We start from the raw sequence: 13,860 nt of genomic DNA on the forward strand, positions 1-13,860 counted from the left end.
TTTGTTATGAAATTTTTAAAATTTTATTGTTAATAATAAAATCTAGTATAAAAATAACTTTTTAATGAATTTTAGTGAAAAATTTTAATATTAAAAGCTAGAGATAATTCGGTGAAGTCCTTCCTCCAGGATTTCCTGAGAGGTTGAGAAACAGATCCTAACGTGTCCTTCAGCCCCTTTTCCGAACCACCTTTCCGAGCCGGGAACAATTGCTACTTTGCCCTGTTGGAGGGCATGTTTGGCAAATTCTTCACTGGTCATTCCATTTTTTATTTTTGGAAATACGACAAAAGTAGCTTCAGGAAGATTTGCTGTAAAGATCTCAGATTGATTTATGATATTACAGGCAAAATCTCGGTTGTGCTGTAAATGGGCCAGAAATTCTTTATACCATGGCTTTGCTCTTTCCAATGCTACACTTCCGGCAATCTGTGATAAGGTGGAAACCCCTTCTATAGTGGAATTGAAATTTGATTTTTCCGTAAAATCCTCCAGAATTTCCTGATCATTGCATAAAACAGCACCAATTCTTAATCCAGCTATTCCAAATGACTTCGAAAACCCATAGACCGTAAAGCTCTTCCTCTTTGCTTCTTCAGAAACGGAAGAGTAGGTGTAGAATTCTTTGTTGTCATAGATGATATCGCTCCAGATTTCATCGCTCATCACCCACAAATCATGCGCAGATGCAATTTCTGAAATCTTTTTTAATGTTTCTTTAGAATAGACTTTTCCTAAGGGATTATGAGGATTGCATATGCTGATAAGTTTGGTCTTCGGTGTAATCAATGTTGATAATTTTTCAAAATCGATAACCCCGGTTGTGGTATTTACAGGACAAAGTTTTACCTTTCCGCCGGCAGCTTCCACGGACTTTTTAAACAAAAAATCTACCGGATCTAAAATGATAGCTTCGTCCTCCGGCTTCAGGACATACGAGGCAACCAGGTACATTCCTTGCGCTGCACTATTGACCGCCAGTACGTTTTCGGGAGTAAAAGAACCGTGCTTTTCTGTATTAAAATGATCCGCAACGCTTTTTTTAAACTCAGGAAGTCCAGAGAACGGACCATAACTCAAATAGCCATCCTTAATATATTCAATAATTCCCTGCTCAATTTCCGGGGCCGTCCTGAAATCCGGATCAGCAGCCGTTAAAGGAATAATCCCGTCATCCAGTGTTGCCCATCTTCCGTTATAGGCCTTTCTTTTTAATGCTTCAAAGTTGATATCGTTGTTGGTAAACATATTTTTTATTTATAAGAAATGGGTAAAATATTTTCTGTCTGTTGGCTTGTTGGAAGGAGAAACTGATCCAACAGGGTTCTTCCGTTTTGGATATGGGTTTCAACTTCATGTTTTCTATCCGATTCATATTTTCTGAAGGCTTCCTGTAAATTGCTTTCTTCAACGAGGTGTTTAGTTAAAATAAAAGAATCTTTCAGTGCGGAGGTAACGCCCTGGCTTGTAAAAGGAATGAGGGGATGAGCTGCATCTCCTATAAAAACAACATTATTTTTATAAAACGGATTGAGTTCTTCCAATTCATAAACTCTCCATAAATGAACGTTCTCATAATCTGATTTCCTCACGATCGATACCACCAGAGGATGCCATTCATCAAAGACTTCAAGCATATATTTTTTTAAATGGTCAGGAGAACATTCATTGATCCGGTATTTTTCATTATCAAATTGTGAATACCAGAGAATGGTGTCCGTTGAAAGTTTAAGAATGCCAAAAGTTAATCCGCCGTCTTCATGATGGAATTTCATAAAGTCATGATCAATGCTATCTGCAATTTGCCGGTTTGTAATGATATTAACTACTTCATTCTCCCTGACGGCCCTCATTTTCTCATTCTTGAAAATTTCTCTTCTGATACGGCTTTTTGAACCGTCGGAAACAATAATAACATCTGCAGTAATCTCAGTTCCCTCACTGGATATAAGTTTTCCTTTATCTGTACTGTCAAAACCAAGTGTTTCTCCGTAGCTTATCTTTTCCGGAGATATATGTTGAGATAACAGCCTTATCAGTGAAGATCTGCAAATAGCAAAAACGTTGTTGAGGTCCTTTTCGCCAAGTACTTTTCCTTGATGAGAATATTGGGTGTATTTTTTTAAAAAACTGCCATGTTTAAACAGCAAAGACGGATCAATGATCTGACTCAGGTATTCGAATCCCTCTTGTGGAATAAGGAAACCATGACCTGCCAGGTCTTCTTTTTGTCTTCTTTCATAAATATGATAGTTTATTTTGTGTTTTTCCAGGTAATTCGCTATGCTTAAGCCGGAAATACCGGCGCCTACGACAGCAATTTTGTTCATTTTCGGAATAAAAGGATTTTTTCAGGTTAGTGTTTAAAATATTTTGCCTATTGATTAGACTGGTGCAAAAATAAATTAAAAACATTCACTATTCTTAAAAAATAAATTAATTTGTTTGCTGATTTTTAATAATTTAAATGAAGAGCATAGGATTTTAAGGACCATACAATCGGAATGTTAAAAAAATTATAGGTGAGAACTATAGTAATCACAATGGGTTAGATATTTTCAGCTGAGGTCTTTCTTTTAAATTTCCGGATATGCGTAGTCGTAAAAAAACCGGAACTAAGTCCGGTTTATATGTTAAGCTTTTTCAAGCTGTACGGTAAAGTGTCTTAATATTTCAGGTTCCCAGGTGATTTTATATCCTTTTGCTACCTCTTCGCGTCTTTCATATACATTTTTTATTGCTGCAGCAATATAATCCATATGGTTATTAGTATATGTTCTTCGCGGAATTGCCAGACGTACCAGTTCCAGTTTGGGATAACGGTTTTGTCTTGTTTCAGGGTCCCTGTCTGCCAATAGGGTTCCGATTTCTACCGTTCTGATTCCAGCTTCTTTATAAATTTCAAGTCCTAACGTCTGTGCAGGATATTCTTCACGGGAAACATTGGGAAGGAAATTTAGAGAATCAATAAATACGGCATGGCCCCCAATCGGTTTCTGAACAGGGATTCCATACTCAATCAGTTTATTTCCAAGGTATTCAACCTGTGAGATTCTGCTTTCAAGATAAGGGAATTCCGTTGCTTCATCAAGGCCTACAGCCAGCGCAGCCATATCTCTTCCGGCCATTCCTCCATAGGTGATAAACCCTTCATATATAATCGTGAAATTGGATGCTTTTCTAAAGATTTCCTCACTATTTAAAGCAATAAACCCTCCTATGTTTACAAGTCCGTCTTTTTTAGAACTCATGGTCATTCCGTTGCCATACGAGAATATTTCTTTACAGATTTCTTTGATGCTTCTGTTTTCCTGACCTTGTTCTCTTTTTTTGATGAAATATGCATTTTCTGCAAATCTTGCTGAATCAAAAAATACAGGGATTCCATATTGATCGGAAAGTTTTTTTACAGCCTTCATGTTTTCAAGAGAAACAGGTTGTCCTCCTGAAGAGTTGCAGGTAATAGTAATAAGGCAGAAAGGGATGTTTTCTTTGGGATGACTTTTATAAACTGCTTCCAGTTTTTCAAGGTTAATATTTCCTTTGAATGGATGAAGGTCATTGATATCAAAAGCTTCGTCAATCGTACAATCGATCGCATGGGCCTTTCTGAATTCAATATGTCCTTTGGTGGTATCAAAGTGAGAGTTACCGGGAACTACATCACCTTCTTTGACTAATACAGAGAATAGAACATTTTCTGCTGCTCTTCCCTGGTGAGTGGGTAATAAATATTTGAAACCGGTAATTCTTTCCACTGTATTTTGAAGCTGTTCAAAAGAACGGGATCCTGCATAGCTTTCATCTCCGGTCATCAACGCAGCCCATTGTCTGTCAGACATAGCTCCTGTTCCTGAATCCGTTAAAAGATCGATAAAAACCTGAGAAGATTTTAGATTGAAAAGGTTGTAATTGGCATCTTTAAGCCATTGTTCTCTTTCTTCTCTTGTAGATTGGCGGATTTCTTCCACCATTTTGATGCGGAAAGGTTCCGCGTACGGTAAATTCATGTGTTAAAGTATGTTTTTAAATTGTTTGTAAAGAAAATCTGTCTGAAAATAATTTCAAATTCATCAATGTACGGTAAGGAAAGAGGAGAGGATTACTCCGGAGCCTTAAAGATGTTTTCGTCAGAATGAAATCCGGCTACACCGCCGCTTACTGCAAACTTCATAGCCGAAGCTGCAGTCATCCCCACTACAGGTTTGATGTTTTTTTCTTCAGTAACAATTACCCACCCGGAAATAGCATAGGAATGGGGTAAATATACTGCAACATAATTATGCTTGTCAACGTCTGACATTTCTTTTTGGGTTAAAAAGCCGATTCTCCAGATTTCCGGATTCTCATTGGTTTTTACCCATACAGGATCGTTGAATTTTTTCTTATCTCCCACAAATGAAGACATGACGTCTTTGGTGGGGGTGTAAATATGTTTTACACCGGGCGTTTTTTCCAGGAGACTGTCCATGGTGTCGAAAAAGAATCTTCCTACCACAAATTTATTTCCCAAATATCCTAAAATAGCTGTAAATAATATTATTGATACAAAAACAAGCCCCGGAATCTGATGGGCAAGCGAAGGGATAAGATTATCAATTGCGCTTACAATATACCAGATCACAAAAATGGTAAGTCCTATAGGTCCAATAATAAGCAATCCCTGAAAAAAGTTTTTCAGAAATAAATTGGCTATATGTTCAAAGCTTGATTTCTTCAATGTATATTCTTTACCGTTATCTATTATCCATGAATGGTTTCTTTGTTTCCAAAGGATTTGATAATGCTGGCTTCGTAGTCCAGCCACTCTTCCCAACGTTTATTTACTTTTTCGGGATTTTCTCCCAGATCTCTGGCAAACCCGATGAAGGTCGTATAATGATTGGCCTCGGAAATCATTAATTCTCTGTAGAAAACCTTTAATTCTTCATCTTTAATGTTTTCAGTAAGGACTTTAAATCTTTCACAGCTTCTGGCTTCAATCATTGCGGCGAAAAGCATTTTATCTACAATCAGATCTTCCCGGCTTCCCTGGATGATAAACTTAGCCAACTGATTGACATAATCATCTTTTCTTGCTCTTCCGAAGGTATAGCCTCTTTTCTTAATGATCTCATGTACCTGCTGGAAATGATCCAGCTCTTCCTGAGCAATAGCGAGAAGTTCTGTGACAATTTCCGGATATTCAGGCAGCATGGTGATTAATGTAATCGCATTGGTTGCCGCTTTTTGTTCACACCAGGCATGATCCGTTAAAATTTCTTCAATGTTTCCTTCTGCAATATTTGCCCACCTTGGGTCGGTAGGTAGTTTCAACTTAAACATGTTGTAAATTTTTTGTAAATTTAAACAAATTGAAGTAAGAATGCTGAGTTTATTTCAATTTGATCGATAAAGTATTAAAAACTCGTTTTTCTTCTTAGGAATTCCAAAATATTCCAACCCAGAGAATCTATTTTTTTCAACCCTGCGGAGATGATGAATGCCAAAATGATATTAATGACATAAATAATGATCATCAAAGCCCACCAGGGCATGTTTTCTTTCAAGGGAACGACCAGAAAATAGATCAGCGAAGAACTGATTCCCTGTGCGAAATAAAAGAAAATAGCATTTTTCCCAATATAGGTTATACAATTTTCCTTGGTGATTTTTAATCTGTTATAAAGAACAAATAAGGTCACAAGAGAGAATTGAGCCCAGATAATGTAAGGGATCTTAGGTGGAAATTTATTTTTATTGATTTTATAAAAGATATCGTTTCCGTAATACCAGAACATCCAAACCAATATTCCGGCGACAGCAGCATACAGTACAGGAATTGTTTTGGGAGGAATTTTTTTCCCCCGCATTCTGTTTCCTATTAAAAATACGGCAAGATAAAATGCCACATAACCCACCTGTCCGGTTGGATAATATTCCGGAAAAATATTGAATAGGAGAGTAAGGACTGCACAAACCCCGATAAACCAATTGATGTGTTTCGGAAAGAATTTTAAAATTAATACTCCAAAGACGGTCAGGACAAAATAGACCTTCAGATACCAAAAACTGCCCATGACAACCGGGAAAGTATCTGCATTGGTATATTGATGAAGGTACCAGTTGCCTAAATTCTGCCATTGAGGAGATGTTGAAATGCTGGTTGTTGCATATTTAGATCCAAAGGTTGAGTAAAAATGCTGTAGCCAATCCATTGAAAAGAATGTTAAGCCAAAAACTTTGAAAAAATAATCCAGAAAAAATAAAAAGGTTACAAAGATCATATAAGTGATCTGTAATTTTAATAATCTGTAAAAAGTTTTCTCAATATTGGATCCGGAAGTAATGCCGCTTAAGGCATAAAAAAGAGCGACATCAAAAACCAGAGAAAATACCCTCACTTCTGCAGGAATATAAAATTGGCCCGACCAGAAAGCAGTGTGGATGAATATAATAGATAAGGTGGCCAGCCCTTTGGCAAAATCAATATAGAGATCTCTGTTCATAATAGTAGATATGGATCAAAAGTAAATAAAGTTTCGCTATTTTCCCAAGACCATAAAAAAGAGACAAAACTAAATTCTGCCTCCTTTCTTAAATATGCTAAAATGAATGTGTTCGGTTATGTAAAATTTTTATCAGACAGTGTGTTTTATGAATTTTTCAACCACAACTGCTGATAAATAGGGATTTATGATTTTTTTATCATGTTATGTTTTGTGTACAACGAATATATGAAATATTCAATTAAGTGTGAGTTTTTTATTATTAAAAATTATTCACAGCATAATAAGGCTGCTAATATAGGCAATAATATGCTAATAAAATCAATAAAAAAAGGCAGACTTAATGTCTGCCTCCTTTCTTAAATATGCTAAAAATGAATGTGTTGTCTATTTAAGATTTTTAAATTCTTCCGCAGAAATTTCTCCGGTTTGAATTTTTCGCAACTCATCTATATATTTGCTCATATAAGCATCAATCTCTGGATTAACAGTGTTTTTTGCCATTTTGTAGGTGCCATTTAAAACACCTTGATAATAATAGAAGAAGTTATAATCAAAATTCGAAGCATTAAGATCGTACTGACCGAGAAGGAATCCTAAACGAACCGCCGATCTTCTTTGTGCCGGTGTTCCGTGGTGCCCGGGGCTTGTGGTCTGATAATCTCCGATGCTTTGTGCAAATTCGTAAGCGGCAGCAATTTCAGAGAAGTTCGTTTTGTTGTATCCGTTTGGTCTTCTTAAATAATATCCTGCAAACCCGTCTGCTTCAAGCTCATTTGGTCTTGCGGTATTTTCATTTACCGAAGGAAGCCCGAAGATGTACTGCAGCTGGTGTCCGTACTCATGAGCAAGGATCATGGCGTTTACGATGTCTCCACCTTTTGCTTTAGCATCATAATAGATTGCATAACCATAATAGATCTTTCCTGTAGAGTAGGAGATCGCATTATAGGTGGAATTGTAATTGGAAGGATCATTTACAAACCTCAAAGTAGGATTGCTTCTACCCCACATGCTGGCAATTTTAGTCATCTGACCGTTCATAAAACTGGTGTCTGTAGAATTCTGTAGCCCGGTCAGCAATACAGCTGATGAACTCCAGTTGTTGTCTACATAAGCACAGGATTTTTCACGATCTGTGGGTTGTTCAATTTTTGCGCTCAGAGTTTCTTGTTGTGATGGGACAGCGTCGTCCATTTTGTCATCGCTACATGCTGTAAGGAATGTTGCAGCAACAACGCCTGCTAGTAAGCAGAGATTAAATTTTTTCATATTAAATTCAATTTTGGTGAAACGAAGTTAATAAATATTCTCATACGTGTGAATATATTATTGTTAAAATTATTCAAAATGGAGTGAATAGAAAAAAATCAAAAAAACATTAGTTTGATTGTAAGCTATTTATAAAATAATTCTTATATTTGCACCTCGAAATAACTAAAAATTTATAAACAATGTTTGCAATTGTAGAAATAGCAGGGCTTCAATATAAAGTTGAGCAAGACCAAAAGTTGTTTGTGAACCGTTTAAAAGGAGATAAAGGAGGAAAAGTTTCTTTCGATAAAGTTCTTCTTACTGTAAACGGAGCAATCACTGTAGGCGCCCCAGCTGTAAGTGGGATCACTGTAGAAGCAGAGATTCTTGACCACGTTAAAGCTGATAAAGTAATCGTTTTCAAAAAGAAAAGAAGAAAAGGTTACCAAGTGAAAAATGGTCACAGACAATCTTTAACTCAAATCGTAATCACTGGTATTACAGGTTTTGAAGGAGGAGCTAAAAAAGCTGCTAAAAAAGAAACTGTGAAAGGTGAAGTTCTTTCTGACAACGCAACTGTTAACTTTAGTGAAGATCACGAGTTGAACTATCACTTAAAGAAAAACAATTTGTCTCAGTCTAAAGAGAACAGAGAAACTTTAATTACTTTAGGTAAAGCGGTTAAAGTTGAATTAGAAAAGAATATTCTTACTCATGAGGAAGTAGATGCTGCAATCATTAAGAATATCGATCAATTTAAAGCACTTAATAAATAATCCAGTAATAAAATGGCACACAAGAAAGGAGTCGGTAGTTCCAAGAACGGTAGAGAGTCTCACTCTAAAAGATTAGGTGTGAAGATTTTCGGAGGACAAGCAGCTATTGCCGGAAATATTATTGTTAGACAAAGAGGTACTCAGCACCACCCAGGTGATAACGTGGGAATCGGTAAAGATCACACTTTGTTTGCATTAGTAGATGGTAAAGTAGTTTTCAGAAAGAAAGCAAACAACAGATCTTTTGTATCTGTAGAGCCAAACGCATAGTTATAAGCGTTTTATAAAATTAAATCCTCAACATTTGTTGAGGATTTTTTTTGTTTTCACTCCAAAAGTTAATTTTTTTATAAATATTCTGCCGGATGTGAAATATTTTTATATTTGTGAATGACCAGAGGAAAATACATTGCGGAAGCCGAAAAGCATAGAGAGTAGGCACCAAATTAAAACTAATACGTATGAAAAATCTAAGAAAGCTTGCAAAGCAAAGTTTAAAAACAATTAAAGGGGGCGTAGGAATCTGCCCTTCACCTACAGATACCTGTGAGGACTGGTGCAGATGGACCCCTTGGCAAAAGGCTCATTGTTTACTTGTAGAAGCATGTAGTCCGTGCTGAAGATAAGAGTATAATTTAAAATTATTTATATAAAGTTGGGCGGCTTCGAAGAAGCCGCCCAACTTTATATTTATCTATTTAGAATCCTACCTGGAATCCGGCTTTAATACCAAATTTTGAAATCCCCGGTCTGTCGAGGTAATTTCCTCTCCAGTTGAAATCTACCCTGAAAATTCTCAGATTTCCTATTCCTATATTTTCGATACCAAATCCGTACTCATAGTAGATATGTTCACTTGGTGCAGAATATTTAAAACCTTCTACGTTGATGGCTTTAGAGGCATCGCTTAATGTTCCGTAAGCTCCTCTGATAAACGCTACTTCCCTTAGTTTTAATTTTTTAATCAAAGGAATGTACGAAAGTATTTTCCCGTTAAAATGATGCTCTAAATGCAGGGTCGTATATGCATCTGCCACAAACTCGTAATAGTTAAGCTGTGAAAATGTATTAGGCGCTAAACCGTATGAAAGATTAGCAGGAATGATATTCTGTAAGGCAAGAGGAACGGTAGTGAAATTTTTACCGGCTTCGAAATTAACAATCGTCTTTCCCAATGTTCCAAGTAAAAACGGTTTGTAAAACATGAACTGTAATTTGTCATAATTAAAGTCAGCATTGAACAATCCTTCGATCCCCCGGGTATACCTCAAAACAATTGTCGGAGCAAGGTTTCTTGCCTGATATCGGTCTATCCCGGTTTGAGAGAATTTTGCCCCAGGTTTGGCTATGATGCTGAAGGTAACATGTGAATCGTTCACCGTCTGTCTAAGCTGACCATTCTGATAATACATAAGATTAAACTTCTCCGGAATGGCAGATTTGATACTTTGCATCACTCCGTCTACTCTTATCTGAATGTTTTTCCAGGGTTCAATAGCTGCAAAAACGCTGGTCTGATTGACAGAACTTAACGAAATGTTTTCTCCTCTTGCAAAAAAAGTACTGGAAGATAAAGAACGGGAAGCAACACCATCTCCTGATGTAAGCTGCCCTCCAAGCTGTACAATATCTCTGCTGGTTCCGGCTCCGATCATAAACCGGTTAAGCCTGTTAAACATATAGCGTGCTTCAACGCCATATTTTACCTGTTGATCCTTGAATCCATAGGCGGTATAGAACTGAACTCTCCACGGATCATTAAGCCCGAAATAAGTTCTGGCTCCCAGCCTGATTCTGTCTCCTTCCACTTCATTTCTTCCGTAGATTGAAAAAATAGGACCGATATCGATTCCTTTAAAAGCATTATAATACCTCGAACCAAGGGTTTCAAATAGCTTGACCATCCGGTTGAATTTCGGGGTCTGCTGAAGCTGATCCAGCATTTTGTAAACACCCTGTTCTGATTTGGATAACGTGTCAGGTCTTGCTTTTACCCAATAGGCATCATCTTTATTAACAAATTTATCATCATACTCTTCCTCTTTTCGTTTAAATACCTGAGGATCTAATGGTTTATTAAATTGATAATCCGAATAATCCACTGATCTTTTGGCAATAATACTCTTGGAGCCTTTCTTTTTTGAAAAAGGGCTCATTTCAAACTCTGTTACAAGCTTTTTAGGAAGAAATGTAGCGTCGTCGGGGTTATCATATTCCAGTTGGGTATATACGCTGTTAACGAAGTTCACATTGATCTTTTGGGTAGATTTCAATGTCGCTCCGAGAACGGCATAAGTATCTGTATCAATATAAAGATTTCCCTGAAAGGCCAGGATGTCTTTTCTTTTAGGCTGATATCTTATTTGAAAAGCCTTCTCGCCTCGAATGCTGATAGTGTCTGTAAGGTTGTAGTCGTATACGCTGAACCCGTCGGTTCCTACCGGGCTTTGAAAACCGATGTCGAAGTAATTTAGGGTATTATCATAAATGTTGATATCGCGATAAAGGTTTTTAGCTGATACCGTGATCACCTGATTATCCTGAAATCCTGAAGTTTTTTGAGCAACCAGTGTTCTTTTGCTGTCTTTGTCAGGTTTGTTTTTACCATAATTTTCGTACACGGCTTCATTCAGGAAAATAGGCAGCCCAAGTCTTCCGGTTGCCGTAGAGTCTGCATAATCAAAAATAAAGTCCAGCTTTTTGAAGATTTTTTTCTTCATAAATGCACTGTCGAGATTATTCAGATCAAATTGAGTCTTTTCGTATTCTTTGTATGAATAGGTGTCAAATTTTTCGAGACCGTTATTTCTTTTGTGTCCCCATACCTTCTGCATGATGGCGTAGGCAGGGTTTTCTTTTTTGTTTTTGTATTTAGATTTTCCGCTGGTGATAACAATTTCCTGGATATCGCTTACTTTAGCCTGTGAGAGCTGAACGAAAATATTCTCTGCATTTTCAGGGGTGATTTCTACTGTTTCTGCAGCATAATTTTTTCTGGAAAATTTCAGCTTATGGATAATGCTGTCTGACTGAACACTAAAACTACCGGTTGTCGTTGTGAGGACAGGAGTTTTTTCGTTGTTGATAAAAATATCAACTTTGTTGAGTTCTTTCTTATTTTTGGCATCAACAACCTTGCCGCTGGCTTTGTTCTGAGCGTATAAGAAGCCGGTCAAAAACAGGAAAAAAAATAAAAAATTGTGTTTAAGGTTATTATTTAACATCATTCGGTTCTTCAAGCAATTAGCACAAACAAAAAGTATGCAGTTTATTTAAAAAAAGTAGAAAAAAAATAAAAAAAAATTAATCTATCACGTAAGACCGCAAATGTAACGAAAATTATACTAGATTTATTATAATTAAAGATGGAATTTAACGGGTTAATATAAAAAGAATCAGTGAATTAATATAAAATTATAATTACAGCCTTTTTAATAATTTGCAGATCCCGGAAATGCATAAAAAAAGATCTACACTTCTGTAAGTGCCTTTGCTCTTCCTGCCCGAAGCAGCGACCCTCCTGACTAACAGATAAAAATCATAGATTTAAGGAAATCAACTATGTGGTACGCTATTCTCAGCAATTTTTTTGAAATTATTTCCACATTGTGTGATATTTTATTTTTTGTATATTGCCGCTGACATTCATTCAATTGGATTAGATATTACCTCTTTTTTAATATCTACTCTTTGAAAGCTCCTTACCACATTTTCCACAAAAAAGGACTCATCAATTTTTTGTGAAACATATGGTTATTTTTCATGAAATAAAAAACAAAAATTATGAACAGAAAAAATTTCTTAAAAAATCTTGGTTTGGCCGGAGTCACGGCAATTGCCGCCCCTGTCTTGATCAGTTGTGAAAATGAAATTACAGGAGAAAATACAAACTGTAATCTTACCAATTATGACCTGGAAGGACCGTTTCCTACAAAAACTCCATCGATATTAGAGCGGATAAATATTGTTGGCGACAGAACCGGTGTCCCTTTTGAAATTCATCTTACAATTAAAAACAGAAATACAGAGTGCTCCAATCTGAAAGGTGTTTTTGTTGATATATGGCAATGTGACAAAGATGGCAATTATTCGGAATACGGAGGAGACGAACTCCAAATTATAGACTACACAAACCTGCATTTTCTAAGAGGAAGGCAAGTTACAAACGTGAATGGGGAAGTAAAATTCACCTCGATATTTCCCGGATGGTATACGGTAGAAGACGTAACAAGAGCTACCCATTTGCATATTCACATCTACAACAGCAAGGGCAATTCTCTACTGGTTACTCAATTAGCTTTCCCGGATGACCCTAACAGCGCCGTAGTGAAAGTGAATCAATCTCCCGGTTACAAAGGAATGCATGGATACAGATACAACTCGGAGGACGATTTTTTCTATGATGGAGTATCTGCACAACTTTTGAATATTTCAGGAAATATTAATGACGGCTATGTGGGAGCGATCACGCTCATAGTTTCTGCTTAAAGCATTGACTTAACTCGTTGTGTATTTGATAATTTGGTTCAAAAATTAATAGTTAGAATTAAAATAGCTTATTAAAGTAGGATAATTTAATGTAAGAAATCCATTTCTTCTATCTGATATTGTTTTTATTAAAATATTATAAACGAGAGAGCTACATTCAAAATACACAATGGGTTTTTGTGTAATTATTAAATATAATGCTATGCTAACAACAGAAAAATCGACTATATTTAATTCCGATACAAGATCCTGGCGCAAAACACATGCTTGTATCATCAGTACCATAGAACTGACAGATGAAAAATTGAAGCTTAAAAAATTTGTTGAAGTTATCCTCAATGAAGGACAAACATTTTATCTGGATTATGAAGCACATTCCCAAATCGTTATTCTCGTTCTCTATGGTAAAATCATTACTGATCCTTTCCCGCACGAGATTCATTCAGACCAGATTATTATTTTAAACCCTATTCAAAAAGACAGGTTAGAAATTAAAAACGCTTCTATTGATGAGTGTACGGATATAATTATTTTTGAAATACATAATCCGAATAGTGAGAGTTTTATCTGTTTGGAAAATTTACATATTAAGAAAAAAAATGAATTGTTTTCACTCTCAGGAAGCTTGAGTTTCCCTGCCTTTATCGGGCTTTATGACGGAAGAAAAAAACAAAAGTACGAATTGAAGCAAGAAAACAAATCAATTTTCGGAATCGTTATCAATGGCGCATGTGAATTTCAGGACAGACTCATGGAAACGCGGGATGCTATTCTATTGCAAGACATTAAAACATTAGACTTTGATGCTTTGAGTGAAAATTTACTGATTGTTTTTCTTGAAATCTAGGTTATTC

Annotated in this window: 13 protein-coding genes; 5 read left to right on the forward strand and 8 right to left on the reverse strand. The window is 36.2% G+C overall.

The annotated features are described in order from the left end of the window. Positions 1-90: 90 nt before the first annotated feature. The 7 genes from M030_RS0107420 to M030_RS0107450 all read right to left on the reverse strand — a co-directional run bounded on the left by M030_RS0107420 (position 91) and on the right by M030_RS0107450 (position 7,760). Positions 91-1,248: a pyridoxal phosphate-dependent aminotransferase gene (locus M030_RS0107420; protein ID WP_027372922.1), complete on the reverse strand. Its 1,158-nt coding sequence runs from the start codon at positions 1,246-1,248 to the stop codon at positions 91-93. 5 nt (positions 1,249-1,253) lie between these two features. After that, complete coding sequence (locus M030_RS0107425; RefSeq protein ID WP_027372923.1) at positions 1,254-2,330, reverse strand: FAD-dependent monooxygenase; 1,077 nt, start codon at positions 2,328-2,330, stop codon at positions 1,254-1,256. A gap of 303 nt (positions 2,331-2,633) precedes the next feature. Next, complete coding sequence (locus tag M030_RS0107430; protein WP_027372924.1) at positions 2,634-4,010, reverse strand: tryptophanase; 1,377 nt, start codon at positions 4,008-4,010, stop codon at positions 2,634-2,636. A 92-nt stretch (positions 4,011-4,102) separates the two neighbouring features. Continuing rightward, complete coding sequence (locus tag M030_RS0107435) at positions 4,103-4,720, reverse strand: DUF502 domain-containing protein (protein ID WP_027372925.1); 618 nt, start codon at positions 4,718-4,720, stop codon at positions 4,103-4,105. A gap of 23 nt (positions 4,721-4,743) precedes the next feature. Further along, a complete protein-coding gene (locus M030_RS0107440; RefSeq protein ID WP_027372926.1) occupies positions 4,744-5,325 on the reverse strand; it encodes a tRNA-(ms[2]io[6]A)-hydroxylase in 582 nt (193 codons plus the stop codon). Between the two features lie 74 nt (positions 5,326-5,399). After that, the gene (locus tag M030_RS0107445; protein ID WP_027372927.1) at positions 5,400-6,488 is read right to left on the reverse strand and encodes an acyltransferase family protein; all 1,089 of its coding nucleotides are present in this window, start codon (positions 6,486-6,488) and stop codon (positions 5,400-5,402) included. 387 nt (positions 6,489-6,875) lie between these two features. Continuing rightward, positions 6,876-7,760 carry a metalloprotease gene (locus tag M030_RS0107450; protein WP_027372928.1) on the reverse strand — a complete coding sequence of 295 codons (885 nt, stop codon included), beginning with the start codon at positions 7,758-7,760 and terminating at the stop codon, positions 6,876-6,878. A gap of 182 nt (positions 7,761-7,942) precedes the next feature. Here M030_RS0107450 and rplU point away from each other — a divergent pair, with 182 nt between their 5' ends. The 3 genes from rplU to M030_RS25465 all read left to right on the forward strand — a co-directional run bounded on the left by rplU (position 7,943) and on the right by M030_RS25465 (position 9,138). Beyond that, positions 7,943-8,518 (forward strand): 50S ribosomal protein L21, encoded by a 576-nt coding sequence (gene rplU / locus M030_RS25245; protein ID WP_074942095.1) that lies wholly within the window; start codon positions 7,943-7,945, stop codon positions 8,516-8,518. A gap of 12 nt (positions 8,519-8,530) precedes the next feature. Continuing rightward, positions 8,531-8,788: a 50S ribosomal protein L27 gene (rpmA, locus tag M030_RS0107460; RefSeq protein WP_027372929.1), complete on the forward strand. Its 258-nt coding sequence runs from the start codon at positions 8,531-8,533 to the stop codon at positions 8,786-8,788. 191 nt (positions 8,789-8,979) lie between these two features. Beyond that, a complete protein-coding gene (locus tag M030_RS25465; protein ID WP_155860238.1) occupies positions 8,980-9,138 on the forward strand; it encodes a bacteriocin-like protein in 159 nt (52 codons plus the stop codon). A gap of 78 nt (positions 9,139-9,216) precedes the next feature. Here M030_RS25465 and M030_RS0107465 read toward each other — a convergent pair whose 3' ends face one another. Then, positions 9,217-11,745, reverse strand: coding sequence for a DUF5686 family protein (locus M030_RS0107465; protein ID WP_228375193.1), 2,529 nt, complete (start codon positions 11,743-11,745; stop codon positions 9,217-9,219). A 556-nt stretch (positions 11,746-12,301) separates the two neighbouring features. Between M030_RS0107465 and M030_RS0107470 the strand changes: the two genes are divergently transcribed. Further along, positions 12,302-13,006 (forward strand): hypothetical protein, encoded by a 705-nt coding sequence (locus tag M030_RS0107470; RefSeq protein ID WP_027372931.1) that lies wholly within the window; start codon positions 12,302-12,304, stop codon positions 13,004-13,006. 202 nt (positions 13,007-13,208) lie between these two features. Further along, positions 13,209-13,853, forward strand: a complete 645-nt coding sequence (locus M030_RS0107475; RefSeq protein ID WP_027372932.1) for a hypothetical protein — start codon at positions 13,209-13,211, stop codon at positions 13,851-13,853. Positions 13,854-13,860 lie beyond the last annotated feature (7 nt).

Origin of the sequence: Chryseobacterium sp. UNC8MFCol, assembly GCF_000482305.1 — a bacterium.
Classification (GTDB): domain Bacteria; phylum Bacteroidota; class Bacteroidia; order Flavobacteriales; family Weeksellaceae; genus Chryseobacterium; species Chryseobacterium indologenes.

What these genes read in the sequence shown, in the direction of transcription:
- M030_RS0107420 (WP_027372922.1), bottom strand. Translation starts at nt 1,248, where the DNA reads ATGTTTACCAACAACGATATCAACTTTGAAGCATTAAAAAGAAAGGCC.
- M030_RS0107475 (WP_027372932.1), top strand. Translation starts at nt 13,209, where the DNA reads ATGCTAACAACAGAAAAATCGACTATATTTAATTCCGATACAAGATCC.
- M030_RS25465 (WP_155860238.1), top strand. Translation starts at nt 8,980, where the DNA reads ATGAAAAATCTAAGAAAGCTTGCAAAGCAAAGTTTAAAAACAATTAAA.
- rplU (WP_074942095.1), top strand. Translation starts at nt 7,943, where the DNA reads ATGTTTGCAATTGTAGAAATAGCAGGGCTTCAATATAAAGTTGAGCAA.
- M030_RS0107430 (WP_027372924.1), bottom strand. Translation starts at nt 4,010, where the DNA reads ATGAATTTACCGTACGCGGAACCTTTCCGCATCAAAATGGTGGAAGAA.
- M030_RS0107470 (WP_027372931.1), top strand. Translation starts at nt 12,302, where the DNA reads ATGAACAGAAAAAATTTCTTAAAAAATCTTGGTTTGGCCGGAGTCACG.
- rpmA (WP_027372929.1), top strand. Translation starts at nt 8,531, where the DNA reads ATGGCACACAAGAAAGGAGTCGGTAGTTCCAAGAACGGTAGAGAGTCT.
- M030_RS0107450 (WP_027372928.1), bottom strand. Translation starts at nt 7,760, where the DNA reads ATGAAAAAATTTAATCTCTGCTTACTAGCAGGCGTTGTTGCTGCAACA.
- M030_RS0107440 (WP_027372926.1), bottom strand. Translation starts at nt 5,325, where the DNA reads ATGTTTAAGTTGAAACTACCTACCGACCCAAGGTGGGCAAATATTGCA.
- M030_RS0107425 (WP_027372923.1), bottom strand. Translation starts at nt 2,330, where the DNA reads ATGAACAAAATTGCTGTCGTAGGCGCCGGTATTTCCGGCTTAAGCATA.
- M030_RS0107445 (WP_027372927.1), bottom strand. Translation starts at nt 6,488, where the DNA reads ATGAACAGAGATCTCTATATTGATTTTGCCAAAGGGCTGGCCACCTTA.
- M030_RS0107465 (WP_228375193.1), bottom strand. Translation starts at nt 11,745, where the DNA reads ATGATGTTAAATAATAACCTTAAACACAATTTTTTATTTTTTTTCCTG.